This window comes from Nocardia sp. NPDC051990, from assembly GCF_040680755.1.
GTDB lineage: Bacteria > Actinomycetota > Actinomycetes > Mycobacteriales > Mycobacteriaceae > Nocardia.
This window is the reverse complement of sequence record NZ_JBFAXH010000026.1, coordinates 13,778-40,320: the sequence shown is the minus strand read 5'-3', so window position 1 is coordinate 40,320 and position 26,543 is coordinate 13,778. Positions and strand designations below refer to the sequence as shown.

Annotated in this window: 24 protein-coding genes; 10 read left to right on the top strand and 14 right to left on the bottom strand. The window is 66.3% G+C overall.

Features of this window, described 5'->3' with window-relative positions; all coding sequences use genetic code 11:
* Window positions 1–158: 158 nt before the first annotated feature.
* Window positions 159–893, bottom strand: a complete 735-nt coding sequence (locus AB0L63_RS30375; protein ID WP_364507909.1) for a hypothetical protein — start codon at window positions 891–893, stop codon at window positions 159–161.
* A 713-nt stretch (window positions 894–1,606) separates the two neighbouring features.
* On the opposite strand from AB0L63_RS30375, the gene AB0L63_RS30370 reads away from it, so the two are divergent.
* A complete protein-coding gene (locus tag AB0L63_RS30370) occupies window positions 1,607–2,728 on the top strand; it encodes a serine/threonine-protein kinase (RefSeq protein ID WP_364507797.1) in 1,122 nt (373 codons plus the stop codon).
* A gap of 40 nt (window positions 2,729–2,768) precedes the next feature.
* Here the strand turns inward: AB0L63_RS30370 and AB0L63_RS30365 are convergent, their stop codons facing one another.
* The 4 genes from AB0L63_RS30365 to AB0L63_RS30350 form a co-directional block, all read right to left on the bottom strand.
* Window positions 2,769–3,404 carry a response regulator transcription factor gene (locus tag AB0L63_RS30365; RefSeq protein WP_364507906.1) on the bottom strand — a complete coding sequence of 212 codons (636 nt, stop codon included), beginning with the start codon at window positions 3,402–3,404 and terminating at the stop codon, window positions 2,769–2,771.
* Between the two features lie 137 nt (window positions 3,405–3,541).
* On the bottom strand, window positions 3,542–4,807 hold the full coding sequence (locus AB0L63_RS30360; RefSeq protein ID WP_364507794.1) for a PspC domain-containing protein: 1,266 nt from the start codon (window positions 4,805–4,807) through the stop codon (window positions 3,542–3,544).
* A 239-nt stretch (window positions 4,808–5,046) separates the two neighbouring features.
* Window positions 5,047–6,195 carry a VCBS repeat-containing protein gene (locus tag AB0L63_RS30355; protein ID WP_364507791.1) on the bottom strand — a complete coding sequence of 383 codons (1,149 nt, stop codon included), beginning with the start codon at window positions 6,193–6,195 and terminating at the stop codon, window positions 5,047–5,049.
* A gap of 253 nt (window positions 6,196–6,448) precedes the next feature.
* Entirely contained in the window at window positions 6,449–7,075 is a 627-nt protein-coding gene (locus tag AB0L63_RS30350) for a TetR/AcrR family transcriptional regulator (protein WP_364507788.1), read from the bottom strand.
* A 165-nt stretch (window positions 7,076–7,240) separates the two neighbouring features.
* Here AB0L63_RS30350 and AB0L63_RS30345 point away from each other — a divergent pair, with 165 nt between their 5' ends.
* From AB0L63_RS30345 to AB0L63_RS30335, 3 genes are all read left to right on the top strand, one after another.
* The gene (locus tag AB0L63_RS30345; RefSeq protein WP_364507903.1) at window positions 7,241–8,050 is read left to right on the top strand and encodes a thioesterase family protein; all 810 of its coding nucleotides are present in this window, start codon (window positions 7,241–7,243) and stop codon (window positions 8,048–8,050) included.
* A 291-nt stretch (window positions 8,051–8,341) separates the two neighbouring features.
* On the top strand, window positions 8,342–10,096 hold the full coding sequence (locus AB0L63_RS30340) for a PspC domain-containing protein (protein WP_364507900.1): 1,755 nt from the start codon (window positions 8,342–8,344) through the stop codon (window positions 10,094–10,096).
* Window positions 10,089–10,301 (top strand): hypothetical protein, encoded by a 213-nt coding sequence (locus tag AB0L63_RS30335; RefSeq protein ID WP_364507785.1) that lies wholly within the window; start codon window positions 10,089–10,091, stop codon window positions 10,299–10,301. The genes AB0L63_RS30340 and AB0L63_RS30335 overlap by 8 nt, the downstream gene beginning before the upstream one ends.
* A gap of 252 nt (window positions 10,302–10,553) precedes the next feature.
* On the opposite strand, the gene AB0L63_RS30330 is transcribed toward AB0L63_RS30335, so the two are convergent.
* Window positions 10,554–11,009: a hypothetical protein gene (locus AB0L63_RS30330; protein WP_364507782.1), complete on the bottom strand. Its 456-nt coding sequence runs from the start codon at window positions 11,007–11,009 to the stop codon at window positions 10,554–10,556.
* 74 nt (window positions 11,010–11,083) lie between these two features.
* Window positions 11,084–12,652 carry a glutamine-hydrolyzing GMP synthase gene (gene guaA, locus AB0L63_RS30325; protein ID WP_364507779.1) on the bottom strand — a complete coding sequence of 523 codons (1,569 nt, stop codon included), beginning with the start codon at window positions 12,650–12,652 and terminating at the stop codon, window positions 11,084–11,086.
* A 311-nt stretch (window positions 12,653–12,963) separates the two neighbouring features.
* Between guaA and AB0L63_RS30320 the strand changes: the two genes are divergently transcribed.
* A complete protein-coding gene (locus AB0L63_RS30320; protein ID WP_364507776.1) occupies window positions 12,964–13,200 on the top strand; it encodes a hypothetical protein in 237 nt (78 codons plus the stop codon).
* A gap of 42 nt (window positions 13,201–13,242) precedes the next feature.
* Here the strand turns inward: AB0L63_RS30320 and AB0L63_RS30315 are convergent, their stop codons facing one another.
* Together AB0L63_RS30315 and guaB are read right to left on the bottom strand one after the other, a co-directional pair.
* Complete coding sequence (locus AB0L63_RS30315) at window positions 13,243–14,415, bottom strand: GuaB3 family IMP dehydrogenase-related protein (protein WP_364507773.1); 1,173 nt, start codon at window positions 14,413–14,415, stop codon at window positions 13,243–13,245.
* A 339-nt stretch (window positions 14,416–14,754) separates the two neighbouring features.
* Window positions 14,755–16,299: an IMP dehydrogenase gene (guaB, locus tag AB0L63_RS30310; RefSeq protein ID WP_364507770.1), complete on the bottom strand. Its 1,545-nt coding sequence runs from the start codon at window positions 16,297–16,299 to the stop codon at window positions 14,755–14,757.
* 306 nt (window positions 16,300–16,605) lie between these two features.
* On the opposite strand from guaB, the gene AB0L63_RS30305 reads away from it, so the two are divergent.
* On the top strand, window positions 16,606–17,019 hold the full coding sequence (locus AB0L63_RS30305; protein WP_040686729.1) for a DUF5319 domain-containing protein: 414 nt from the start codon (window positions 16,606–16,608) through the stop codon (window positions 17,017–17,019).
* A gap of 216 nt (window positions 17,020–17,235) precedes the next feature.
* Here AB0L63_RS30305 and AB0L63_RS30300 read toward each other — a convergent pair whose 3' ends face one another.
* The 3 genes from AB0L63_RS30300 to AB0L63_RS30290 form a co-directional block, all read right to left on the bottom strand.
* A complete protein-coding gene (locus AB0L63_RS30300) occupies window positions 17,236–18,216 on the bottom strand; it encodes an anti-sigma-D factor RsdA (protein WP_364507766.1) in 981 nt (326 codons plus the stop codon).
* A gap of 88 nt (window positions 18,217–18,304) precedes the next feature.
* The gene (locus AB0L63_RS30295) at window positions 18,305–18,883 is read right to left on the bottom strand and encodes a sigma-70 family RNA polymerase sigma factor (protein WP_364507763.1); all 579 of its coding nucleotides are present in this window, start codon (window positions 18,881–18,883) and stop codon (window positions 18,305–18,307) included.
* 127 nt (window positions 18,884–19,010) lie between these two features.
* Window positions 19,011–19,874 carry a hypothetical protein gene (locus AB0L63_RS30290; protein ID WP_364507760.1) on the bottom strand — a complete coding sequence of 288 codons (864 nt, stop codon included), beginning with the start codon at window positions 19,872–19,874 and terminating at the stop codon, window positions 19,011–19,013.
* Window positions 19,875–20,502: 628 nt separating this feature from the next.
* Between AB0L63_RS30290 and AB0L63_RS30285 the strand changes: the two genes are divergently transcribed.
* The 3 genes from AB0L63_RS30285 (at window position 20,503) to AB0L63_RS30275 (ending at window position 21,964) form a co-directional block, all read left to right on the top strand.
* The gene (locus AB0L63_RS30285) at window positions 20,503–20,796 is read left to right on the top strand and encodes a WhiB family transcriptional regulator (RefSeq protein ID WP_364507757.1); all 294 of its coding nucleotides are present in this window, start codon (window positions 20,503–20,505) and stop codon (window positions 20,794–20,796) included.
* 339 nt (window positions 20,797–21,135) lie between these two features.
* Window positions 21,136–21,711, top strand: a complete 576-nt coding sequence (locus AB0L63_RS30280) for a sigma-70 family RNA polymerase sigma factor (RefSeq protein WP_364507897.1) — start codon at window positions 21,136–21,138, stop codon at window positions 21,709–21,711.
* Between the two features lies 1 nt (window position 21,712).
* Window positions 21,713–21,964, top strand: coding sequence for a hypothetical protein (locus AB0L63_RS30275; protein WP_364507754.1), 252 nt, complete (start codon window positions 21,713–21,715; stop codon window positions 21,962–21,964).
* A gap of 274 nt (window positions 21,965–22,238) precedes the next feature.
* On the opposite strand, the gene groL is transcribed toward AB0L63_RS30275, so the two are convergent.
* A complete protein-coding gene (groL, locus tag AB0L63_RS30270; protein WP_364507751.1) occupies window positions 22,239–23,849 on the bottom strand; it encodes a chaperonin GroEL in 1,611 nt (536 codons plus the stop codon).
* Window positions 23,850–23,937: 88 nt separating this feature from the next.
* On the bottom strand, window positions 23,938–24,237 hold the full coding sequence (gene groES, locus AB0L63_RS30265) for a co-chaperone GroES (protein WP_364390777.1): 300 nt from the start codon (window positions 24,235–24,237) through the stop codon (window positions 23,938–23,940).
* Between the two features lie 716 nt (window positions 24,238–24,953).
* Here groES and AB0L63_RS30260 point away from each other — a divergent pair.
* A complete protein-coding gene (locus tag AB0L63_RS30260; RefSeq protein WP_364507748.1) occupies window positions 24,954–26,510 on the top strand; it encodes an Hsp70 family protein in 1,557 nt (518 codons plus the stop codon).
* The last annotated feature ends 33 nt before the right edge of the window (window positions 26,511–26,543 follow it).

Below are 26,543 nucleotides of genomic sequence, written 5' to 3'. Positions count from 1 at the left end.
CATCACTGCACTCGGATCACGGCAGCGCATCGCATGCACGGGGTGTCACCTCACTTGCGGGGCATACTGCGCTCGCCCGCCGCGTCGAGACCTCGCCCCGCCGGAAAAGGCCGCTTCGCGTGGCGGAACTCACGATCCGGCGGTCGCCGAGGACCGACTCAGGACGCCGCACCGTGCGCCTCGACGGTCGCTTCATCGGCCGCGGCGACCGTTTCCAGTGACACCCACTCCACTCGACTCGCACTGGGGCGCAGTTCGATTCGGCCGTGACAGGGCGGGCCCGCCTTGCCACGGACCGCGACCTCCAGACTGAGCGAGCGGAGGCGACCGCGGCCCGCGCCGAGGCCGCCGTACCCGGCGATGCGGGTATCCACGCGCAGGGACGGATTAGGCCAGCGGGCGTCGGTGACCACCAGGGTGGCTCCCTTACTGCGCGCACGGGCGGCGATGACACGGGTGCGAGACGGGGCGACGGCGGCGCCGGCGAGGCCGAGCACCACCAGATCGAGGCCGTCGAGCAACACCGCGGCCACCTCCACCGGATCCGGCCCGGGATCGGCGACGACGGCGAGGCGCTGCAACTGCGCACCCATTTCGACCGCGGCGAGCAGCCCGAGCCGCGGCATCCCGACCACCGCGGCATGCCCACCGCCCTCGGTCACCGCGGCGAGCAGCCCGGCCAGCAGCGAACTCGCCCCCGAATAGGCCACCACCGAACCCTTGACCAGGCCGCCATCGGGCAATAACTCCGCAAGGGCAGGCGGCACCGCAAGCGCTTCCCTGCGCAATTCGGCCGCGCGCGGAATCCGCTCGGCCGCCACTTCCCCGCGCCCGGGTATCGCGGCCATCCGTCGCCGCAGCTCATCCAGTGTCGGTTTATCCCTCGGCGGCATCTTGTCCCGCCGTCTCCCCGCCCCTGATTCCTCATCCGAACCCATCACAACCACCTACTTCCAACGATGGACCCGAGGCGAAGCGCGCGGCCCGAACCCGCACGATCAAGGGTTCAGCACCGATCCAGCTATCGATCGATATCGAATATACGTTCGATACTCGCTCAGTAGAAACCCGCCCTGGACTTCCGTCAAGTACGCGCACCGACCGCGATCACTTCGCAACTTTGCCGTTAGGGGAGTTGATCAGCTTCGATATGGCTATCGCGGCTGTGTGTAGTTGCCGTACAACTTCCGGCTCTAGACACCCGGCCAGGTGGTCAGCCCTGGAGCGGGCGTTCGGGTGTGCCCGGGTGGTGTTCAACGACGCTCTATGCGCGGCAGCATGTCCACACCGCCGGGCGCTCGTACCTCAACCGACCCGCACTCTCGAAAGCACTGACCGAGTCGAAGATGACCCCGCAACAGGCGTGGCCGACCGAGGTGTCGTCGGTGATGCCGCAGAGGCGTTGGCGGATCCGAATACCGCTTACCGCAACTTCTTTCAGTCGGTCACCGGCAAACGTGGGGCGCAAAAGCTCACCCCCCCGCGGTACCGGTCCCGCAAGGACGATCGGCATGGTGGACGGCATACACCCGGATCGGCTATTGGCGCACTAGGGTGTCGACCCCGAATCAGGCCAGCTGGCCTCATTTTCCGCTACCCTGCACCCGTGACCGAACGCGCTCGTCCCATTGTCGGCCCCGATTACCTGGTTGCCGGCCGCTACCGTCTGCAGTCGAAGCTGGGCGGCGGCGGTATGGGCGCGGTATGGCTCGCACACGATCGCCTGCTCAACCGGGATGTCGCGATCAAACAGGTGCTCTCCACCGCCGGACTCCCGGAGGCGCAGGCCAATGCGATCCGCAACCAGATCATGCACGAGGGCCGGGTCGCGGCCAAGCTCTCGCATGAGCACGCCATCGCCGTCTATGACGTGGTGCTGGAGGCCGGTGAGCCGTGGCTGGTGATGGAGCATCTGCCATCACGCAGCGTCGCAAGGGCATTGGCGCTGGTGCATGCGCTGCCGCCGATCGAGGTGGCGCAGATCGGTGCACAGGTCGCCGATGCGTTGGCGGCCGCACACGCCGCAGGCATCGTGCACCGTGATATCAAACCGGGCAATATCCTCGTCGCCGACCGCGGACCCGTCGTCGGCATGGCCAAGCTCAGCGACTTCGGCATCTCGCGCGGCGCGACCGACAGCTCCGACGAACCGGACGGTGTGATCACCGGCACCCCCGCCTATCTGCCCCCGGAGGTGGCGCGCGGCGCGCAGCCCACCACAGCCAGCGATGTGTTCTCCCTCGGCGCCACGCTCTACACCGCGATCGAGGGACAACCACCGTTCGGCATGGACGACGACACCGATGCCGTGGTCTATCGCGCCGCCATGGCCCAGATCATCCCGCCGAGCCGCAGTGGCATGCTCACCAACGCCCTGCTGCACATGATGGAACCGGCCCCACAGCGCAGGCCGACCATGGCCGAGGCGCGGGACGAAATCCTCACCGCCGCATTCGGACCCGGCACCGGTCCGTACATCCTCGGCGCTCCGGTACGCACCGAAGACGGCACCATTCCGGCCTGGGCCGCCCGCAATTCGGCATCAGGCCTGCGCAGTCCGCATTCGACTCCGCTGCCGCGCCCGCACCGCAGCACCCCGCCGGGTCCAGCCGCCGCCACACCCCAGCGCCCGAAGCCGAAGGAACCGAGCAATGCCCCGCTCGCAATCGCCATCGGCCTGCTGATCGGTCTGATCATCATCATCGCCGTCATCATCGCCATGATGTAACTCCTGCGGCGAAACCTGCTGCACCGCAGCCTCTTTACGGTCAGTCGATGCGGCGGCGGTGGGCCCAGCGGGTCAGGGCGTTGCGGTTGGATTGCTGGGTTTTGCGGAGCACGTTGGAGGCGTGTGTTTCCACGGTTTTCACCGAGATGTAGAGCTTCTCCGCGATTTCACGATAGGTGTAGCCGCGGGCGAGGAGCCGCAGTACCTCCAGTTCGCGCGGGGTGAGCGAATCCAGTTCCGGATCCAGGGGCGGCTCCGGCACCGGTGATTTGCCGGTGAACGAGTCGAGGACGAAACCGGCCAGCCGTGGGCTGAATACCGCATCACCACCGGCAACCCGCCGAATGCCATCGGCCAGTTCGGATCCCGAGATCGTCTTGGTCACATAGCCGCGCGCACCCGCACGGATCACCGCGATCACATCCTCGGCGGCGTCGGAGACGCTCAACGCCAGGCACACCGGACCAGCATCGATCCCGGACAGCACCGCGACCCCGCCACCGTCGGGCATATGTACATCGAGCAGTACGACATCCGGACGCGCGGCATTGATTCCGGCGACCGCCTCGGCCACCCCTCCGGCCTCTCCGACGACCTCCATATCGGTCTCCCGGCTCAATTCGGCCCGTACACCCGAGCGGAATACGGCATGATCATCGACGAGAAAGACCCGCACGGCCACCTACTTCTCCTCACCCTCGGTGGATCGACCCACCCTGACGCACGGACCGCCCGCAGGCCGTCCGCACTTCATCGGTACCACAACCGCCACCGCATCGGTCCGTCATCCCCGCTTCGCACCGTCGGCGGCGATCAGTTGGCGTTGCGGACTGTCTGTCGTACTCCGTCGACCTGATCGTCGCCGACCGGCTGTTCCGCCTCGGCCCGATCCCGATCGGCACCGGAATCGGTGCGCGGCATAATGATCCGCACCTCGGTGCCCCGACCGGGTCCGGACAGAATCTCCACCTGACCGCCGCGCCGCTCGATTCTGGCGCGAATGGATTTCGCGACACCCCGCCGATCCTGCGGCACCGCCGTGATATCGAATCCGGCCCCGCGATCGCGCACGAAGATGCTCACCTGATGCGGTTCCGCCTCGGCGAACAGATCGATCTCCGGGACGCCCGCATGTTTGGCGGCATTCACCAGCGCCTCCCGGCTCGCACCGAGCAATGCGGTGAAGTGCTCCTTCGGCAGGCCGGATCCGCTGTCGGCACCGTCCATCGTCACATCACCGACGGTGACCGGTGTCACCTTCACCCCGTGCTGATCCTCGACCTCGCCCGCGATCGTGCGCAGCGCCGCGGCCAGACTCGACTGCGCGGGCCCGGAATCCTCGAAGAGCCAGCGCCGCAGTTCCCGCTCCTGACTGCGCGCCAGCCGGGCCACCTCTTGCGGATCGTCGGCCTGACGTTGAATGAGCGCCAAGGTCTGTAGCACCGAATCATGCAGGTGGGACGCGATTTCTTCGCGTTCCTCATTGCGAATGCGGGCCGCGCGCTCGGCATTCAGCGCACTCATCATGCGCAGCCACAGCGGCACCGTCAACAGACCGGCACCGACCAGCGTCACCGCCACCGCGAGCAGCGCGGAGCCGAGCGAACTCAGATCGATCCTGGCCAGCACCACCACGCCGAGGCCGAGCACGATCATCGTGATCCCGGCGACGATGCGCGACCAGGTCACCACCGACGGTCGCGCGGGCAGTCCGAGCAGCGACCGCGGGCCGTCGGTGTCGTATTCGCGCCACACCAGCGCCGCACCCACCGCCACCACGACGACCGGCACGATCGCCTTCGCCGCGGTACCGCTGAACAGCCACGACACCCCGACCGCGAGCCCGAGCCCGAGCAAGGCAAGCCCGATCGCCTGACGGCGCTCCTTACCGGTGGGCTGCACCGCATCGTTGCCGCCAGGAGTGAAGATCCACAGCATCCCGTAGGCGACGATTCCGGCCCCCGCGAGCGCGGACAGCAATACGAATGCCATCCGCACCTTGAACACATCGAGCCCGAGATGATCGGCGACACCGCCGGCCACACCGCCGACGATCCGGCCACCCGAACGCCGCACCATCCTCGGATACGGTGGGGTGGGCGGGAGGACCGGCGCGGCGCCGAGGCGGCCGGGGCCGGGTGCAAACCCGGGCGCGGCGCCGAAACCCCGTGGATCGGCCCCCCGAGCAGCATCGAACACGGGCACGGACGGGTACATGCCTTCGATACTGGCACGGCCCACCGGCACCCGACCATAAGGAATCACCCTGATCTTCACCGGTGACAAGACACCGGCCCGCCGGAGCCCGTAGCGGTCGATCAGGCGGCGTAATCGATAGCGGGCCCGAAGGTGCCGTCGCCGTTGCCGTAGCGCAGGGTGATGTTCCCCGTGCCGGTATTGCCGATGACCGTGTCGATCTTTCCGTCGCCGTTGAAGTCGGCGAGAATCGGGGTGGACAGGGGGACGAGCCCGCCGGAGGGGTAGGTGTGCGGCGGACCGAAGGTGCCGTTGCCGGTACCGAGCAGCACGCTGATCGTGGAGGTGCCGCCATTGGCAACCACCATGTCGAGCAAGCCGTCGCCGTTGAGGTCGGCGAGGTCGAAACACTGCGGGAGCAGACCGCCGGTCTGATATGTCGCGAGCGCGCCGAAGGTGCCGTCACCATTGTTGAGCAGCATGGATACGGTGCCTGCGACAAGGTTGGAGAAGAGGATGTCGGGCTTGCCATCGGCGTTGATGTCGCGCGCCATGCCGTACCAGGCGGTCAGGGCACCGTCGCCGAACGTGGTCGGGGCGTCGAAGGTGCCGTCACCGCGGCCGCGGTAGATCTGGATGGTGTTGTTGACGTAGTTGCCGCGCAGCAGGTCGAGGTTGCCATCCCCATCGAAGTCTGCGACGTCGGCGGAGCCGGAGCCGACGCCCAGGTTGCTGGAGACGGTGTAGGCCGGAAAGAAAGTGCCATCGCCCTTGCCCCGGAGCACCGACCATGACGGGGCCTGGTTGGAGGTGGCCAGGTCAGGGTTGCCGTCGTGGTCGAAGTCGCCGACGACCACCGCCCCCGGGGCCAGGTCCGTCGCGTAGTTGACGGCCTCGGCGAAGGTGCCGTCGCCGTTGCCCATCAGGATGGAGACGTCGCTCGTGGTGAAGTTGGTGACGGCCATATCGAGTTTGTCGTCGTGGTCGAAGTCCGCGATGGCGACATAGTCCGCCTGACCGCCGGTGGCGTAGCGGACGGCGGGCTGGAAGCCTCCGCCGGGCCTTCCCAAGAAAACCGACACTCCGAATCCGAGCACGAAATCGCTGAATACGACATCGGTGTAGCCGTCACCGTTGAGGTCGGCGATCGCGGGAACCGCTGGGCCCGTCAGGCTGGGGAGCACATCCGCAGATGCTGGAGTGCTGGCGAAGGCGGTACCTGCCAATACCGCAGCAACGCAAGCGCTGACGACGAATCTACTGCGTGACACACTTGTTCCTCCCAGTAGGACCGATATCCGTAGAACGCTACGGCGTTCTCAGACGTGGTGATCTTGCGCAGGCCGCCGACTCCGGTCCGGTCTTAGGCAGGTCACAGCCCCGCACCATGCGTTTCTCTGGGGCGGAAAACGTCCCGCTGACCACCGGGACCCGCGCCGCAGGGGGCCGAGAATCACCCTGATCTTCACCGATTTGTGACGACGGTCGTAGTTGTCACCTACGCGCCCGCCGCGCAGGAAGCGATCAGGCTCGAAGGAACAGCCGCAGTGCCGCGTCGACGACGGCGTCGCGAGTTCGATTGCCCGGATCGGCGTCCGGACGCAGCCAGATGGAGGCGTGGTTGAGGATGCCGTGCAGGCAGTGCAAGGCGATCGACGGGTCCGGGCAATCGAACTCGCCGGCGGCGATGCCGCGGTCGATGACATCGCGGAAGATCTGGTCGTGGCGGCGGCGCATTGTCTTGATGGCCTCGGTGTGCTCGTCCGGCCAAGGCGCGGGGAACGAGAAAAGCTTGCCTACTTCGGGGTACCGCACTGTCAGCACGTGTAGCTGCTCGGTGACGAGCGTACGCAGTTGATCGGTCGCGGACCGGTCGGCCGCGGTGTCGAGGGCTTCGCCGAGGCGGGTCAGCACGTCGGTGGTGAGCTTCTCCAATGCCGCCGCGACCAGCGCATCCTTACTCGGAAAGTAGTGGTACAGCGTGGCTTTCGCGATATCGGTGCGCTCGGCCACGTCTTCGAAACGCATACCCTGATATCCGCTGCTCGACAGGATCTGCAGCGCGGCCGCGATCATCTCCGCCTTGCGACGATCGCGACGGCGGGCCGCGCGCCCGGCGGGCGCGGCTGCCTCGTCCACAGTCGAAGTCATCGCCCGATCATATCCGGGACATTCCGTCGAAAAATCCACCGTGAACCGCGTGGATGGACTCAGCGGTCGATAGCCCGACCAGCTTGCGAAGCCCCGTGAAATCAACCACAAAGATTAACTTCCGACTAGATAGACTGAAATTCGACCCATAGGTTGATATTCGTGATGGATACGACCGGACCTGAGTCCAGCTACTTCGAACGCGTCGGCGCGCACCGCTTCGTCCCGACCGGCCACGCGAGCGGAGCATGGGCCACCGACGAGCAGCATTTCAGTCCGCTCGGCGGGCTGATCGTCCACGAGATCGAACGGGTACGGGCATACGAACAACGCCCCGCCCTGGTGCTGAGCCGCATCAGCTTCGACATCCTCGGCCGAATCGCGTTCGAGGAGTTCGATATCCACGTGGAGACCGTCCGGCCCGGTCGTACCATCGAGCTCGTCCAAGCCACGGTCACCATCGCGGGCCGCGATGCGGTTTCCGCGCGCGCATGGTTCCTCGACGCGCACGACACCGATAACGTCGCGGGCGGCGAACCCGACCGGTTCTCCGAGCCCGAATCGGTGCCGTCATGGCCACTCGCCTCGATGTGGCCCGGCGGCTACATCACTTCCCTCGACACCCGCGCGGTCGGCATACCACAGCCTGGACGCACCACCGCGTGGATCACCACCCACCTGGACCTGGTTGCCGGTGAACAAGCCAGCGCCCTCGCGTCGTACGTCGCCCTCGTCGACACCGCGAACGGCATCGCGGTCCGGCAGGAGCCGACCAAATGGATGTTTCCCAACCTGGATCTGACCATCCACCTCTATCGCCAACCCGAGGGCCGATGGACCGGCCTCGACACGAGTGTCATCTTCGGCCGAACCGGCCAGGGCCTCACCTCCACAGTTCTGCACGACACCCGCGGACCCATCGGCTACGCCCAACAGATCCTCACCGTCCGCCCACAACCGGACCGTCAGCCGTAACGGCTGGCCCGAGCGACCGGTTCGGACAAAAGCGTCGCACTGACCCCTCGTTCTTATCCGCCACTCCGATCGCGATCATTCGTTCCGACGCCGCGCTGGTGAGCAGCATGCGATCGAGCGCATCTGTCATGCCACCGCCACCCGCATGACTCCCGAACTCTGGCAGCGCTACCTGTCCCAACTCTCCTACAGTCCCCGTGCGACGACTGATCAAGAGACCGATTGGTCCAAAAGGATCAGCCATAGTTTCAGGGTTCCCCCCGATGCGCCGCAGTGCTGGTCAACCCCACCATGGGAAACATGACAAAAACGAGCTTCGGCGATCAAATACACCAGATGTGGCAGACGCGGCCCGTCCGGTTGCCGCGGCAAGGTCCGATCGCGGGCGTCGCGGCCGGATTCGGACAGCGCTACGGGATCGATCCGGTGCTCGTGCGGGTCGCGCTCGTGGTGTCGACGATCTTCGGCGGGGCGGGCATTGTGCTGTACCTGCTCGCCTGGCTGCTGTTCAGCGAGGCGGGCGATCAGTCCTCGGCGGCGGAGTCGCTGTTCGGCAAGGGGCACAGCTCGCAGTCGCACACCAAGACCATCGTTTTGATCGTGGCACTCGCTATCGCGGTCAGCACCACCGGACCGATCGGCGTCGGACTGGGCGGCTCGGGCCTGATCAGCATGGCGCTGATGCTGGCTGGTTGGTGGATGCTGCATATGCGAAACCCGCGGCCACCGCTCGGCACGAGTTCGCCCGGCGCCTCCGCCGGCGGTCTCACCGTGACCGGCTATCCCGGAGCGGTATTCCCACCGCGCACGATGCCGGGCGATTTCTACGCGTCGGAGACCAGCGTGTACACGCCGTACACGAAGTTGCCGGACGCATATGTTCCGGACGCTCCCGCACCGGAGACACCGGTTACGAATGCCTCGGCGCAACAGGCAGATCTGGACACGGCCCCTGTGCAAAACGCCGAAAAGGGCGGCACCGAAACCGAACTGATCGAAACAGGCGGCACGCCAATCGACGCGGGCGCGACGCCAGCCGATGCTGCCGACACGGTCCTGCCGCGTAAGGAAGACGCCGACACCGTCCTGCTCGACAAGGGCACCGCGGGAACCAGGGCACTTCCCGTCGAGACCACAGCGCCAGACAATGAGGCAACGCCGGGACCCATCGCTGCCGAATCGCCGCACGCGACCGGCGGACTCTTCGGCGGAGCCCCAACGTCCGCGGCGACAGATGGCGGCACCATACCGCCATCCGGCGCAAGCGACACCGATCCGACAACCGGCGGCAGCTCGTCACGAACTGAATCCGCACCCGCCACAGGCACTCCCCCATCCCGCACGACGGCGGCGACACCCGCACGCCCCGCCGGCCCGACCCCACCCTCCTGGGATCCGCTCGGCGTCGCCCCGCTCGCCTGGGATCTCCCCGAACCCACCCCGACCCGCACCATCGTCGCACCTCCGCCGAAGCGTCCCCGCTCCCGGCTCACCCCGGTGGTGCTCGGTCTGGCCATTCTGGCCGCCGCCGGTGCGGGTGCGCTGGCCGCCTCTGGCAACGAGTGGATGACACCCGGCCGCATCGGCGCGGTGGCGCTGGCGGTGATCGGCATGGGTCTGGTGATCGGCGCATTCCTCCGTCGTGGCTACGGCCTGCTGGTGCTGACCGCACCGCTCGCCGGATTCGTGGTGCTGGCCTCGATGATCGGCCCGATCGAATTCGACAGCGCCACCGTCGGCGATCGCACCTGGGCGCCGACCTCGATGACCGACCTGGCCCCGAAGTACGAATTGACCATGGGGACAGGCACATTGGATCTGCGGTCCCTGAAGCTGACCGAAAACCGAACCGTCGAGGTCGCGGTCCGGGTCGGCGAGGCCAAGATCCTATTGCCCGAGGGGATGGCGGTGCACACCGATTGCTCGGTCAATATGGGAGAGGTCAACTGCCCCACCGGCACTACCGGCCCGCATGCCGACGGCGCGCCGATGCTCGATCTGAAAGTCAATGTCCGGACCGGCAATGCGGAGGTGCGCCGTGGCTGACCCCACCGAAGACAACGCCACCAAGCGGAGACCGTCCGTCTCCCTGCTGATCGTTGGGTTGCTCGCCCTCGGCGTGAGCATCTGGGCCTTCATCGGCCCGGCCACCATGACCGCCACCGGGGTGGCCTCGATCGGCTGGGTCGTCGTGATCGCCGCCATCGTGGTCGGCATCCTGCTGGTCATATCCCCGCGCAGACCCGGCTGATCACCCGAATGGCCCGTCCCGCAGACGGGCCATTTTTCTTTCCGGAGGAATAGAACGCCAATGCCCATGAAACAGTTCGACAGCCACGACGAACCGAGCGGTCATACGGGAATCCCGATCGGCCGTTTCATGCCGCTGACACCGAGCCGGAGCTACCTCGGTGGCGGCTTGTTGCTCGGGCAACTCATCCTGGGCCGGACGCCGGGCACGCTGACGGCCGCTACCGACCCCGAAAGGTACTCCCCGAACCCACTACTCCAAATAGGCCGGGCAACCCAAATGTCCACTGATCCGGTCGAGTAGTCGCTGCATACTCCCCCGCTGCTTGCCCTCGACACCCCGCGCGACCATCGGCACCATCCACCGCGCACTGGTCGCGATATTGAACACCTGCTGGGTCATCCGAGCCCCCTTCGGATGCGGCAACACTCGACATTCGGCGCGAAACCACCACTTCCCCTCGACCGCGAGCATCGCCTGTGCTCGATCCACCTCGACCCGAATCCCATTGAGATTCCCGGCGATCGCAGCCCAGAATTCGTTCGGGCCACCGCGCAGCCGCAGGTCCGGATCGGTCCCGTGAGCGAGGAAGAAGCCGTTGTGCGGACCGACCGGACCGGCACTCACCGTGGTGAGCAGCGCGGCCACCACCCCACACGGTGCCTCGACGACCGCGTTGACGGTGCAGAGCGGCTTCTTCGCTGTCATCCGGACCCCCTGGTAACTGGACTATCCGGCCGACGGTACTCCCGAAATCCGGCAAACCAGGCCCGATTGCGGGGTCACTCCCATTCGATGGTGCCCGGCGGCTTGCTCGTCACATCGAGGACAACCCGGTTGACCTCGGCCACCTCATTGGTGATGCGGGTGGAAATGCGCTCGAGCACGTCGTAGGGCAGCCGGGTCCAGTCCGCGGTCATGGCGTCCTCGCTGGAGACCGGGCGCAGCACGATCGGGTGACCGTAGGTGCGGCCGTCGCCCTGCACGCCGACGCTGCGCACATCCGCGAGCAGCACCACCGGGCACTGCCAGATCTGGCGGTCCAGTCCGGCGGCGGTCAACTCCTCGCGGGCGATGGCATCGGCCTGCCGCAGCGTGTCCAGGCGGTCCGCGGTGACCTCGCCGACAATGCGGATGGCCAGGCCGGGCCCCGGGAACGGCTGGCGGGCAATAATTTCCTCGGGCAGCCCGAGTTCGCGGCCGACCGCGCGCACCTCGTCCTTGAACAGCAGCCGCAGCGGTTCGACGAGTTCGAACTCCAGATCCTCGGGCAGACCGCCGACATTGTGGTGGCTCTTGATATTCGCGGTACCGCTGCCGCCACCGGATTCGACGACGTCCGGGTAGAGCGTGCCCTGCACCAGGAACTCGACTTCGGAGGCGGCGCCACCGCTCTGCTCGACGACGACCTCGGAGACCGCATCCTCGAACGACCGGATGAACTCCCGGCCGATGATCTTGCGCTTCTGCTCCGGATCGGTGACGCCCTTCAGCTCACCGAGGAATTTGTCCACCGCGTCGACGGTCACCAGCTTGGCGCCGGTCGCGGCGACGAAGTCCTGCTGCACCTGCTCGCGCTCCCCCGCCCGCAACAGGCCGTGGTCGACGAACACACAGGTCAGCCGGTCACCGATGGCGCGCTGCACCAGCGCCGCGGCGACCGCGCTGTCCACACCACCCGACAGCGCGCAGATCGCATGGCCCTCGCCGATCTGCTCACGCACCGACGTGATCAGCGATTCGGCGATATTGGCCGGGGTCCAGGTGGCGGGAATCTCGGCGAGATCGTGCAGGAAGCGGCTGAGCACCTGCTGACCGTGCGGCGAATGCAGCACCTCCGGGTGGTACTGCACCCCGGCCAGCTTGCGGGCCCGATCCTCGAATGCGGCGACCGGTGCGCCCGCGCTCGTTCCGGTGACCTCGAAGCCCTCGGGCGCGTCGGTGACCGCATCGCCGTGACTCATCCACACCGGCTGTTTGGTGGGCAGACCGCCGTGCAGCAGACCGCCATCGGCACTGAGCTCGGTGCGGCCGTATTCACGGGTGCCGGTATGCGCGACGGTGCCGCCGAGCGCCTGCGCCATAGCCTGGAAGCCGTAGCAGATGCCGAAGACCGGAATACCGAGATCGAACAGCCGCGGGTCCAGCCGCGGCGCACCCTCGGCGTACACGCTGGACGGTCCGCCGGACAGAATCACCGCGAGTGGCTGCTTCTCGGCAATCTCGTCCACCGTGGCGGTATGCGGGACCACCTCCGAATACACACTCGATTCACGGACCCGCCGGGCGATCAGCTGGGCGTATTGTGCGCCGAAGTCGACGACGAGGACCGGTCTCTGAGTTTCTGCCACTCGAACAGTTTAGTGAGGCAGCGAAGCGAGCGAACCATCGGTACAGCAGGGTTCTCCCTGACGGCGCAGCCGAGCGCCAGCGAGGCGGAGTCGGCAGGCAGCGAAGCGAGCGAACCATCGGCACAGCAGCCATCGCCGGCATCGAAGCCGAGCGCTAGCGAGGCGCAGATGTCAGCGGCAGAAATCGTCCCGCGCGCCCGCACACCGCTGATTACCTCATGCGGTGACCTTCGCCCGCGATAGACGCCGATATCCACTACGAGGACAGTGGCGGCGACGGTCCGGTGGTTTTGCTAGCGCACGAGTTCTTCGTGGACCGAACGACGTTCGCATCCTGGATGTCCGCGCTCGCACCGGAATTCCGGATCGTGTCCTGGGAAGGGCGCGGACGCGACCGCACCAGGGACGAGGGCTGCCGTTCACCTGGCGGACCGCCGCGCGCGACGCCCGCACCGTGCTCGATCAGCTCGGCACCGAACGCGCCGTATTTGGCGGCACCGCGCAAGCGCTTCACCGCACTCATCGCACCGAGCGGGTTTCCGCGCTGATCTTGATCAGCACCGAGGCGCACGGCCCGACGCCCGGCTGAATCACGCGCGAACGCTGAGGCCGACCCGCTGGAATTCCTTGAGGTCGGAGTAGCCCGCCTTGGCCATCGAGCGACGCAGGCCGCCAACGAGATTCAGCGAGCCGAACGGGTCGTCAGAGGGGCCGTACAGCACCCGCTCCAAGTTCGGGCGCACCGTCTCGCCGATATCACCGGACAGTTCGCCGCCCAGATCCCACGGATCCTCCACATGCAGCAGCGAACCGCGCGGTACCGATGGGTGCGCGGCCGAGGACGGCCAGTACCAGCCGCGACCCGGTGCCTCGGCGGCCAGTCCCAACGGGACCCCGAGCATGGCGGCATCGGCGCCGCAGGCGATGGCCTTGGCCAACTGACCCGAGGTGGCGATATCACCGTCGGCGATCACATGGACATAGCGTCCGCCGGTCTCGTCCAGGTAATCGCGACGCGCGGCGGCGGCATCGGCGATGGCGGTGGCCATCGGCACCCCCATGCCGAGCACCTCGCCGGTGGTCGTCGCGCCCGGATAGGAGCCGTAGCCGACGATGACGCCCGCGGCGCCGGTGCGCATCAGATGCAGTGCGGTCTTGTGATCGCTCACGCCACCGGCCACCACCGGCACATCCAGTTCGGCAATGAAGGTCTTGAGGTTCAACGGCTCACCGTCACCGACATGTTCGGCAGAGATGATGGTGCCGTGCACCACGAGCAGGTCGATACCGGCCTGCACCAGCGCCGGGGTCAGCGCGCGCGCGTTCTGCGGGCTCACCCGCACCGCCACCGTCACACCAGCGGCCCGCACCTGCGCGACCGCGGCCGCCAGCAGATCCGGCTGCATCGGCGCGGCATGCAGTTCCTGTAGCAGCCCGACGGCGCGCTCATAGCCGCTCTTCGCGACGAGTTCGAGCAACTGGTCGATCTTCGCGGCGACGTCGGCGTGCCGAGCCCACAGCCCCTCACCATTGATGACGCCCAAGCCGCCAAGCCTGCCGAGTTCGATGGCGAACTCCGGCGAGACCAGCGCATCGGTGGGGTGCGCCAGGAACGGGATCTCGAATCGGTAGGCGTCCAACTGCCACGCCAGCGATACCTGCTTCGACGAACGAGTCCGCCGCGACGGGACGATATCGACATCGTCCAGTTCATAGGTACGCCGGGCGGTCCGACCCATACCGATCTCGACCATGTCGCGCACGCTTGTTCTCCTTGTCTAATTGCCGCGCCTTCGGCGCGGCGTGTTCGCGGCTCCCTGGTGTCTCGCGTCCAGCCGTCGAGACTCGCGACTTTCGTCGCATGCGCTTCGACGACTCGGCTGAGTCGATAGCCGCGCCTTCGCGTGGACGCGAGATGGGCCGCAAACTCCTCGCTCGTAACACTCGCCCCGTCGTGGTCGACAGAGCCGGGACTGGCCATCGGGACTCGTGATCCCTGACCACTCGCTTCGCGCAACCGTCGCCGCTGTGGATCGCGACGACCTGCGAATAAGCTCAATCATGCACGGACCGGACGGTCCCGTGCACCAACGTCAACCGGACTAGCCGCGACCAGTGTAGTTGGGGGCCTCGACGGTCATCGTGATGTCGTGCGGGTGGCTCTCCTTGAGCCCCGCGGCGGTGATCTGCACGAACTGTGCCTCCTGCAGATGCGCGATAGACTGCGACCCGGTGTAGCCCATGGCCGCCCGCAGCCCGCCGACGAGCTGATGGATCACCTGGTTGACCGGCCCGCGGAACGGCACCCGGCCTTCGATGCCCTCGGGCACCAGTTTGTCCTCGGCGAGCACATCGTCCTGGAAGTAGCGATCCTTGGAGTAGGACTTGGCCTGGCCGCGGCCCTGCATGGCACCGAGCGACCCCATGCCGCGGTAGCTCTTGAACTGCTTGCCGCCCACCAGGATCAGCTCACCCGGCGACTCGGCGGTACCGGCCAGCAGCGAGCCGAGCATCACGGTGGACGCCCCTGCCGCGATGGCCTTGGCGATATCACCGGAGAACTGGATGCCACCGTCGGCGATCACCGGAACGCCGTGCGGCTTGCACGCGGCGACAGCCTCGAGGATCGCGGTGATCTGGGGCGCGCCGACACCGGCGACCACGCGGGTGGTGCAGATGGAGCCGGGACCGACACCGACCTTCACCGCATCCGCGCCCGCCTCGACCAGCGCGGCCGCACCGGCTCTGGTGGCCACATTGCCGCCGACGATCTGGATGCGGTCGCCGACTTCGGCCTTGACCTTGGTAACCATCTGCAGCACCCCGGCCTGATGGCCGTGTGCGGTATCGACGACGAGCACATCTACCCCGGCGTCGGCCAAGGTCATCGCGCGCGACCAGGAGTCCTCGCCGACACCGATCGCGGCGCCGACGAGCAGGCGGCCGTCGCGGTCCTTGGTGGCGTTCGGGTATTGATCGGTCTTGACGAAGTCCTTGACGGTGATGAGTCCGCGCAGGCGGCCGTTACCGTCGACGATCGGCAGCTTTTCGATCTTGTGGCGGCGCAGCAGACCGAGCGCGGCCTCGGCGGTGACGCCCTCCTGGGCGGTGATCAACGGCGCCTTGGTCATCACATCGGCGACCCGCCGGTTCTGATCCACCTCGAAGCGCATATCGCGGTTGGTGATAATGCCCACAAGTGCGCCGGTCTCATCCACCACCGGCAGGCCGGAAATGCGGAAGCGACCGCACATCGCGTCGACCTCGGCGAGGGTGTCGGTGGGGCGACAGGTCACTGGATCGGTGACCATGCCCGCCTCGGACCGCTTGACCGTCTCGACCTGCGCGGCCTGATCGGCGGCGGCGAGATTGCGGTGCAGTACGCCCATACCGCCCGCGCGCGCCATGGAGATGGCCATGCGCGCCTCGGTCACGGTGTCCATCGCGGAACTGCAGAGCGGGGTGCGCAACCGGATCTCGCGGGTCAACTGGCTGGAGGTTTCCACCGAGCTCGGGATGAGATCCGAAGCGGCCGGTAGCAGCAGCACATCGTCGAACGTGAGGCCGAGCATGGCGATCTTGTTCGGATCGTCACCACCCGTAGGAGGGCGGACCGCGATTCGTTCGCCCGATACGGGATTACTCATTCGGATCGACCCCTCCTGGACGTCGAAAGCAACGAACGCCGGGAGGACCGGCGTCGTGGAAGCTGATGGGATGGACGGTGGTGGCTCCGCCAGCGCAGTCGGATACTGGCCGGGGCCTGTCACCCATGGTATCTGTCCCGCAAACTCGCGCCCGACAGCGCCTCGCTAACGCTCAACTCCGCTGTGCGCGATACGCGCTGTGTCCATGGTTCGCTCGCCGCGCCCAGTCGCGAAACCGAGCCCACCGCCGAAACTTGCGCGCCGCATAGCTGGCGAAGAGCACCCTGTTCTGCGTACCGTGGGGGTGTGCGTGACCATCTACCACCTGGCTTGCCGCCGGATCCGTTCGCCGGAGACCCCTCCGACCCGTCCGCCGCGCTCGATGCCATCGAGCCCGGTGAACCGCTGGATCCCCACGAGCGCCTTGCGGTCGAGGAGGATCTCGCCGACCTTGCGGTTTACGAGGCACTACTAGCGCACCGTGGCATCCGAGGACTCGTGGTCAGCTGCGAAGACTGCAGACAGGACCACTACCACGACTGGGATATGCTGCGCGCCAACCTGCTTCAACTGCTGGTCGACGGCACAGTGCGCCCGCATGAGCCCGCCTACGACCCGATGCCGGAAGCGTATGTCACCTGGGATTACTGCCGGGGATACGCAGACGCCTCGATGAACGAGGCATTCCACGGCGACGGATTCGATGGGTTCGACAGCTGACATCGCGCGCCCGCACAGTGCGCTGACTCGCGGACGTGATGTGAAATAGCTGACAGACAAAAGCCGACCGCCGGTCGGCGATCGGTTCATGCACGATGATTCGGATGTCCACGCACTCACGACACGCGCTGATGTGGCGGATCTGTATCCGCCACAGCGCTTCTGCTGCATCGAGCGCTTCGATGAACCAAAGCGCTGTCGGAGTATCGACTCCGATTAAGGGGCCGGGCTCGATCCGGGCAACCCTGGCAAAGACGGCAAAACGGTGGGAATCACGAAGGTCGGCGGCTGCTGATGGGTCGGGGGTTGCGCGGGCGGGCCGCTGTCCTCGCTCGGCACGACCCCCGTGGGACGGGTTCCCACCACGGTGCTCGGCGGACCCTGGTTTGTATGACTGGGCTGGGTCGGCTGTTCCGGAGTGGTCACCGGCGGCTGGGTTGTCGGCGATGTCGACTTACCCGGTGTATTCGGTTCCGTCGTCGGTGCCGTCGTATCGACCGGCGGCACCATTACGGAGGTAGAACCAGTACCGCCCGGCGTGGTGGTCGGCGGGTTGCTGCCATCGGTTGCCGCCGGATTGGATGTCGTTGGTGCCGTGCTCGGCGCAAGCGACTTCCCGATCTCCGGAGCGACCTTGTTCAACTCCGCGATCAAGGCATTGAGTTCGTTGATTCGCTTGTCCCGCTTGACCGGATCGTCGATCAGCTCGGCATTCGCCTTGGCGCCCTCCAGCTTTTCTCTGGCCTGCGCCGGATTGTCCTGAGCGAGTGCCACTTTCGCGGTGGCCAGATCGCTGTCGGCACGCTGCACCACGGTCGACTGCGCCTGTTCGCTGAACACGACTTCCTTGACCCGCCAGAGCGGATCACCCGGAGCGGCGCCATAGGAGAACGCCGACAGACCACCGATGACCAGAGCCAGCGCGGCAGCTGTCCCGAGAATCGGACTGACAAGCCGTAGTCGCCGACCGGACTGTGCACCGACGCGGACCTGCCGGGCACCGATCTCCTGATTGACCGCGGCAACGATCTCATCGAGGTTCGGTTCAGCAGGCAGCGGCGGAGAAATCAGCTCCGCTCGCCAATCCGCCAGCAGCGCCGCGAGCTGAAACTCTTCCGCGCTGTCGGTCTGCACCGGTCCGTTACTAGCGATGGCATCAATCAGCGCATCGTCTTTGCGCACCGCCGCGATGTCCACCGGACCAGTGTCACCACTCCCGGCGTAGGGACCGCTATTTCGCGATCCACGTCGCGCCTTCCAGTCGCCCCGACCGCGCTCGCCATCCCTAGCCATACATTTCACCTGCCCTCGCCACTTGTGACTTCAGTTTCGCGAGCGCCCGGTGTTGGGCGACGCGTACCGCGCCCGCCGTACTGCCCACGGCGACTGCGGTTTCTTCTGCTGACAAACCCATGACCAAACGCATGATCAGAATCTCGCGATGCTTCTCCGGAAGCGTCGCGAGCAGGCTATTCATCTGCCTGCTCGTTTCGGATTCCAGAGCGCGCTGTTCCGGCCCCTGGTCGGTGGATATGACATCTGGTACTTCGGCCATTGCCTCCGCCTTGTTACGGGCGGCGTTGCGATGAGCGTCGGCAACCTTGTGCGAAGCGATTCCGTATACGAAGGCCATGAAGGGCCTGCCCTGGTCCTGATACCGGGGCAGAGCTGTCATCACGGCCAGACATACCTCCTGCGCAACGTCGTCCGCAGAGAGCTGTCCACGCTCCGCGGCGCCGATCCGCGCGCGGCAATAGCGCACCACCAACGGGCGGACCATTTCGAGTACCTGGGCTAAAGCGGATCTGTCGCCCTGCGCAGCGGCAGCGACGGCGAGGTCCAACTCTTCGCCCGTGTTCGTCATCGTCAGAGAATTTCCTGGCGTTACAAGTGGCACCGGCGGAGATGACCAGTGCTTCCGCCGAAGGGGCGGAACGGATCTAACAATAGCGATACAGCCCGTGGATACGGGCAACACGGTGGTCTGTTGATCAGACTCGGGAATCACTCATGGGACGAAAGCGCCCGCCACGACGGCCGATGGCCTCCGCACATCCCTGCGCATCGGCCGCGGCCGCGCTGGCGCCCGCGCCGACGGACACCCCGGCGCGCAACATCGAACTGGCCCAACGCAATGGGAGCAATCCGTGCTCGCGACACTGCTCGGCGACATCTTCGGCGAGTGTGCGCGCGTTGTCGATATCACCGGCCGCCGCGGCGGTCGCGGCCACCAAGAGCCGGGATTTGACCCGGTGCCGGACCGAGGGGCCGTCCTCGGCCAGCGCGAGGGCCGTCGCGGCATGGGGGGCGGCGGTGTCGGCGGCACCGGAAGCGAGTGCGGTCTCCGCGCAGACCCAATGCCAGCGGATCAGCGTTCGCCAACCGTGCGGGGAGTCCGCCTGGGTCATCGCGTCATGACTGCGTCGGAGCAGACGGGTTGCGAGCGCCAGGCGGCCGGTACCGAGGGCGTCGGCCGCGAGACCGGTCAGCGCATCACAGATCGCGTCCACCCGATCGGGCCCGACCGCACCCGCCGTCGGCAGGATCAATGCGGCCGCGCGACCGTCGTATCCGGCAGCACGGGCATGCCAGCCGAGCTGACGCAGAAACGAGCCTTCGGTACTCGCGGCCAGCGACAGCAACGCTGGATCGGTGGTTCGCGCGCGCAATACCCGCAACTCTTCCCGCGCCGCGGCATAGCAGCCCTGACCACCGAGAATCACCGCCCGATACCAGGAATCGAGCGGGTTCGCGGCGGCTGGCAACTCAGTAGCGGCACGGCCGGGGCAGGCACCGAAAGCCGCGTCGGCAAGCATGGCCGACTCGATATATATAGGGGAAGCAGGCACGAGCACGGGCGAACTCTATCCCGAGCGGTGCGGGCGCCCGCGCCGCGAGAAACCGTCTGTCGAGTACTTCCGGCTAATATTGAGCGATTTCATCGCCGTCGCCAGGTTTCCATCAGGTAAAAGTACTACCGGCAATCACATAGCGTGTGTGACCGGAATTCACATGCGTTTCGCGCCATTAACCTCAGCGTCCCGTTTCTGCCATCTCCGATCGACCGGACATCGAACCCGCCCATCGATGATGTGACAGGGCCCATGTCGCCGCGTACTCGCTACCACACGGGGCGGCAAGCATCGACCCGTTCCCACCTGCGGGAATGCGGAATACTGACGCCATGCGAAGACATACCGGACTCCGGTCAACCGATCATATTTACCGGACGGGTCCGAAAAAGTAAACAGCTTCGAGGTTAAATTTCGCAGCTTAAGATTTAGGAAACTGCCGCGTCGAACTATTGACGGCATTTCGCGGCTGGACCTAACGTAGCTCATCGCCACGGTCGGTGCCGCGCGAAATTGCAGCGACCGCAATAGGCGAGCCCATGGCACGCCGCCGACCCAGCGCCGTGGCCACAACTGTTGCAGAACAACTGCTCGACAACACTGACGAGCTCGCACCACGAGGAGTTCACCAATGCCCATGCCGACCCACCTCCCCGGACCGAACGCGGACGTCTGGGACTGGCAGATGCGGGGATCCTGCCGAGGCCAGGATTCCGCGGTGTTTTTCCACCCGGACGGTGAACGCGGCCGCGCCCGTACCGCGCGCGAGATGCGCGCCAAGGAGATCTGCCGGGCCTGCCCGGTGCTCATGCAGTGCCGCAGCCACGCGCTCAAAGTCAGCGAGCCCTATGGCATCTGGGGCGGCATGTCGGAAACCGAGCGCGAGATGCACGCCCGGCGCAGCCGACGTCGCATGGCCGTTTGAAACCAACTTCTTCCCATCCAGGTGGCGCGGCGCGCCGAATGCCTAGCAAACACGCGGCGACGGCCACAAGCCGAAGTCGATTGCACATCCGGCGTTTCGCAAAATCCATCGGCGCGTCACGGCGTGTCCTCGCCAGAACCGCCTGGCGCGTCGAGGTTTACCGGATAGTTGCTAGTCCGCACACGGTTCACTGACACCCCACCACACAGGGTCCCATAGCAGTCCGCTACGGTAGTGACTGATGACACAGAATGGAGCGTTGTGACAACGCGGCCGCCGGCCGCAGAGGGCGACTCGTTCCGAAGAGAAGCCATCCCACCTACCGTCGCTTCGAACGGGGTGGAATCTGCGGTAACGGCACGCGCCGCCGAAAGTATCGAACTCGCCGCACTTCTCGAACGTTGCGGCCGGTCCGACCAGGAGGCATTCGCCGAGCTATACGACCGAACGTGCGCGCGCGTATTCGGTCTGGTGCTACGCGTCCTGCACGACCCCGGCTACGCGGAGGAGACCACCCAGGAGGTGTATCTCCAGATCTGGCGGACCGCATCCAGTTTCGACGCGGCCAAAGGATCCGCGGTGACATGGTTGATGACCCTCGCACATCGGCGGGCCGTCGACCGGGTTCGCACCGAACAGGCCCACACCCTGCGCGAAGTCGCTTACGGGATAAGGGTTCTCGGTAATGAATTCGATGAGGTCACCGAGGAGGTAGAGCGCAGGTTCGAGCAACAGGCCGTCCAGCAGGGTCTAGGGACATTGACACAGACCCAGCGGGAAGCCATCTCGCTCGCCTACTACGGCGGGCGAACCTACGCGGAAGTCGCCGACTTCCTCGGCGTGGGGCTACCGACCGTTAAGTCCCGTATACGGGACGGATTGACACGACTGAAGAAAAGTTTGGGGGTGACGTGAGATGAACGAAGCTCGGATCGATCTCGCGCACGCCGTCGCGCTCGGATCGATCGACGACGAAGAACACACTGCGGTACAGGAAGTGCTCGACGGCGAGGACCCTGCACTACGCGCGGAATTCATGACCGAAGTCAAGCAGACGAAGGAAGTCCTCGCCGCGCTCGCGGAGGCGATGGCGGCCCAGCCGCCCGCCGCCCTGCGTGCCAGATTGCTCGCCGCCATCGCCGCTGAGCAGCCACCCGTCGCCTCGTAAGTTTCTGCCCAGACGGCCGATCTACGGCACCACTGCCCACGACACTGATTTCGCTGGCACAGGGTAACTCGTCGGGTACTCGGCTAGAGACAGTCCGCCGGGCCGCAACGAAACTCTCGGCGACACCTACCGATCGGCACAGGGTTGGGGGCGGCCGGGGAGCCGCGATTGATATTTTTCGACTTGTTTTCCGGCCATTGCGTTCATATTGTTCACAAACGAAGGCCCCCGGGACGAAGTGCGATCCCGGGGGCCTTTGCCGTGCGGCCTACGCTCAGTGCGCGTGACCGTGGTGGCTGTGGTCGTGCTCCTCTTCGGCAGGCTTGTCGACCACGGCGCTCTCGGTGGTGAGGATCATCCGGGCCACCGACGCCGCGTTCACGACCGCGGAACGGGTCACCTTCACCGGGTCCACGACACCGTCGGTGAGCAGATCACCATAGGCGAGGGTGGCGGCATTGAAGCCCTCCTTGCCATCGGCGACCTTGCTGACCACCACGGAACCGTCCACACCCGCATTGGTGGCGATCCAGTACAGCGGCGCACGCAGTGCGGTACGCACCGCATCGACGCCGATGGCCTCATCGCCGGAGAGCGAGTCACGCAGTTCGACGAGCTTGGCGGCGGCGTGCACCAGCGCGGTGCCACCGCCGGGCACGATGCCCTCGTCGACGGCGGCCTTGGCCGCACTCACCGCGTCCTCGACCCGGTACTTGCGCTCCTTGAGCGCGGTCTCGGTGGCCGCGCCGACCTTGATCACTGCGACGCCACCAGCCAGCTTGGCCAAGCGCTCCTCGAGCTTCTCCCGATCCCAATCGGAATCGGTGGCCTCGATCTCGCGCCGCAGCTGCGCGCCGCGGGTCGCGATGTCCTCGGCGGTGCCGGCGCCGTCGATGATCGTGGTGTCGTCCTTGGTGACGACCACGCGACGCGCCTTGCCGAGCACCTCGATGCCCGCCTCGCGCAGCGCGATGCCCAGATCCGGGTTGACCACGGTGCCCGCGGTGACGACGGCGAGATCATCGAGAAACGCCTTGCGCCGGTCACCGAAGAACGGGGCCTTTACCGCAACGGCCTTGAGGGTCTTGCGGATCGAGTTGACCACCAGAGTGGACAGCGCCTCACCCTCGACGTCCTCGGCGATGATCAGCACCGGCTTGCCGGATTCGGCGATCTTCTCCAGCAGCGGGAGCAGATCGGGCAGCGAGCTGATCTTCTCCCGGTTCAGCAGGATGTAGGCATCCTCGAGGATGGCCTGCTGGCTGTCGGCATCGGTAACGAAGTAGGGCGAGAGGTAACCCTTGTCGAACTGCACGCCCTCGGTGACGACAAGTTCGGTCTGCAGCGTCGAGGACTCCTCGACGGTGACGACGCCGTCCTTGCCGACGGTGGTCAGCGCCTTGCCGACCATCTCGCCGATCTCCTCGTCACGCGAGGAGACGGTGGCGACCTGCGCGATGGCCTGCTCACCGGAGACCGGGGTGGCCAGCGCGAGCAGCGCCTCGGAGACCGCGTCGGCGGCCTTGGCGATGCCCGAACCGACCGCGATCGGATTCGCGCCCGCGGCAACGTTTTTCAGGCCCGCGCGGACCAGCGCCTGGGCCAGCACGGTGGCGGTGGTGGTGCCGTCACCCGCGACATCGTTGGTCTTGGTCGCAACGCTCTTGACCAGCTGCGCGCCGAGGTTCTCGAACGGATCCTCGAGGTCGATGTCACGCGCGATGGTGACACCGTCGTTGGTCACCGTCGGGCCGCCGAATGCCTTCGCGAGCACGACGTGGCGACCACGCGGCCCGAGGGTGACCTTCACCGCATCGGCGAGCTTGTCGACACCGCGCTCGAGAGCACGACGAGCGTTCTCGTCGAACTCGATCTGCTTTGCCATGTGTTTGTCAGCTCCTGTGTGTTCTGGGCCGAACGCACTCCGCCCCGGGTCGCGAAAGACACCGGGGCGGAACGCATGTGCCTATCGGCTACTTGGTGACGACGGCCAGGATGTCGCGCGCCGACAGGATGAGGTACTCCTCGCCCTGGTACTTGATCTCGGTGCCGCCGTACTTGCTGTAGATGACGACGTCGCCTTCCTTGACGTCAACCGGGATGCGGTCACCCTTATCGGTGACGCGTCCGTCGCCGACGGCGATGACGGTGCCCTCCTGCGGCTTCTCCTTCGCCGTGTCGGGGATGACCAGGCCGGAGGCCGTCGTCGTCTCGGCCTCGTTGGCCTGGACGAGGATCTTGTCCTCGAGCGGCTTGATGTTCACGCTCGCCACGTTGAGCCCTCCACTTTCAGGGGATTTACGGTCGTCCGGAACTGTTGTCCCGGACCATCGGTATCGGTGTTGTATCGAACGACCAGCAAGCAGTCGCCGGCGGTCACTCGAACTCGACCCTGCGCATCAGCCCCGTCGTCGCGGGTGCCGGGACCCCTGCTCAGTAGTCGAACTGGCACACGCACATCACACAGTGCCGACTAGCACTCTATACATGAGAGTGCCAGCGCTCAAGGTTGGACTGTGCCAAAACCGTTGGTCCGGGCACGTCGTGTCGTTTTCCGACACGCATGCGACGCGCCACGCCAAAGCGCCTGAGGGCTTCCCAAGACTTCAGCAAATCTGTAACGTTCGGATAACGGATTGTGACAGTATTGACGACGGTCGTGCTCGCTCGCCGTGTTCGGCCCGAGCCGGCGTCGTGGGGGGAGCACCAAGCGCCACGAAACACCCAGCGCCACAGAGCAATACCCGCTCCGCAAGAGCAAGATCAGCGTCCGTACCAAATCCAACCAGCGTCACGAACACCAGCGTTTTCCACAAGAAGCTGCACCAGAGGGCAAGACCACACGTGAGCCATGGCGGTCCCAGCAACCCATCCGGACAACGGGTCGGCCCGGTCCCGCGTCCGGATCGTTCGCCATCCACGCGAGCAATCCGGCTGTTCATTCGAGATGGTCGGCGACACCATGACCATCCGCGCGAAGGGAGGTGACATGCGAACATCCCTCGGCATATCGGCCGGTAACGAGGTCGTGTGCTCGGCACTGGTCGCGACCGCGTCCAACGGCACGCAGAGTTTCGACTATCGGGTGGTTTCCGCGGACGCGGCCCACTCCGATCTCGGCGATCTCGTCGCGTCCTCGATCGAACTGATGACCACCCAGCTCCCGGCCACGCAGGTCTCCTATGACGTGGCCTTTCCGACGCATCCGGTCGGTACGCGCTTCGCCGGTGCGAAATCGATCGGTGTCGATTCCGTCGCCGGTCGCCGGCCCACCAGCGTCGCGGTCGCCTACCGCAGTAAAGAGCAGGCGCAGGTGATCCGGTCGGCCACCGGCAAACAACGCGATCTGCGGCTGGTGCCGGAAGGTACTGCGGCACTGATGTATTTGCGGCACACCGGACTCGTAGACCGCTACGACACGGTCGCCATCGTCGATCTCGGCGCAACCGGTCTCACCGTCACCGTCGCCGATCAGGCCGACTCCACCATCCTGCGCACCGAGCGCACCGCGGCGATCAGCGGGAACGCGATCGATGAGCTGATCTATCACCACCTCGTCGATCTGCACTACGCGCGGCGCGGCACCCGACCCAACCGGGGCATGCTGACCAACCGCGGCCGCGCCGCCAAGGAACATCTGTCGATCGCGCCCGCCGTAACCATCGACCATGTCGCGGGGCAGCCGCTCAAGCTGACCAGGGCCGACTTCGAGGAACTGATCTCGGATCTGCTGCGCGAGACCGCCTTCTTCGCCGCCGCGGTCTTCGCGCGGGCGCCCAGATTCCCGCAGGCCGTCATCGTGATCGGCGGCGGGGCCAATATTCCGGCCGTCCTATCCACCCTCGAACGTGAGCTGGACCTTCCGGTGCACACCATCGACGATCCGGAGGCGGTGATCGCGAAAGGCGCCGCGCTGGTGGCGGATTCGGTGCAGCCGTCGGTATTCCCGGTGGTCGGCGCCGCGGACGCGCCGGTCGGTACCTTCACCAAAGTCGTCGGCACGCTGGCGGGTGCGATCGTGGTGGTCGGACTGGTCATCGGCTACGGGGTGAATACCTTCGCGCCGACCGGGGACGAAGAGATCTCCCCCGCGGGCACCACCAGCAGTGGCCAACTGTCCCCGACGTCGGTGACGGTGGTGCCGCCGACCGGTGCCGGCACTTCGACCACCGGCCCGAACCGGGAGAACACCAACCGGCCCTCCGGCGCCAGCATCCCCTCGCCCACCCCGGACCGAAGCCAACCGGCCACCACGACCGCCTCGTCGCCTGCCGGAACCACAGCCCCGTCCGCACCGACACTGCGCCCGGATCCGAACCTGCCGCCGATCCCGTTCCCGGAGTTGCTCGGTCCGCTGTTCGGAAATCCGAATGCGCCGGGTCTGGGGTCGTCGGGGCCGGACGGCGGTCCGGCCTCATCGGCGCCGCAGACCACTCCGTTGCAGATGTTGCCGACGCCTGCGCAATCGCGAATTCCGTTCCCACCCAGGGTGAATTCGGGGTCGAGTGCAGGGCAGGCCGGGCAGTTGGTCGGGCCGCACGACTGAGAGGTGAAAGCCCCTCGCGGGCGCCCGGCGGAT

Coding starts and splice junctions, on each gene's coding strand:
- AB0L63_RS30375 (WP_364507909.1), bottom strand. CDS start 893: ATGCCGCCGAGGGATAAACCGACACTGGATGAGCTGCGGCGACGGATG.
- AB0L63_RS30360 (WP_364507794.1), bottom strand. CDS start 4,807: ATGGTGCGGCGTTCGGGTGGCCGGATCGTCGGCGGTGTGGCCGGCGGT.
- AB0L63_RS30350 (WP_364507788.1), bottom strand. CDS start 7,075: ATGACTTCGACTGTGGACGAGGCAGCCGCGCCCGCCGGGCGCGCGGCC.
- AB0L63_RS30345 (WP_364507903.1), top strand. CDS start 7,241: ATGGATACGACCGGACCTGAGTCCAGCTACTTCGAACGCGTCGGCGCG.
- AB0L63_RS30340 (WP_364507900.1), top strand. CDS start 8,342: ATGGGAAACATGACAAAAACGAGCTTCGGCGATCAAATACACCAGATG.
- AB0L63_RS30330 (WP_364507782.1), bottom strand. CDS start 11,009: ATGACAGCGAAGAAGCCGCTCTGCACCGTCAACGCGGTCGTCGAGGCA.
- guaB (WP_364507770.1), bottom strand. CDS start 16,299: ATGAGTAATCCCGTATCGGGCGAACGAATCGCGGTCCGCCCTCCTACG.
- AB0L63_RS30295 (WP_364507763.1), bottom strand. CDS start 18,883: ATGACGAACACGGGCGAAGAGTTGGACCTCGCCGTCGCTGCCGCTGCG.
- AB0L63_RS30285 (WP_364507757.1), top strand. CDS start 20,503: ATGCCCATGCCGACCCACCTCCCCGGACCGAACGCGGACGTCTGGGAC.
- AB0L63_RS30275 (WP_364507754.1), top strand. CDS start 21,713: ATGAACGAAGCTCGGATCGATCTCGCGCACGCCGTCGCGCTCGGATCG.
- groL (WP_364507751.1), bottom strand. CDS start 23,849: ATGGCAAAGCAGATCGAGTTCGACGAGAACGCTCGTCGTGCTCTCGAG.
- AB0L63_RS30260 (WP_364507748.1), top strand. CDS start 24,954: ATGCGAACATCCCTCGGCATATCGGCCGGTAACGAGGTCGTGTGCTCG.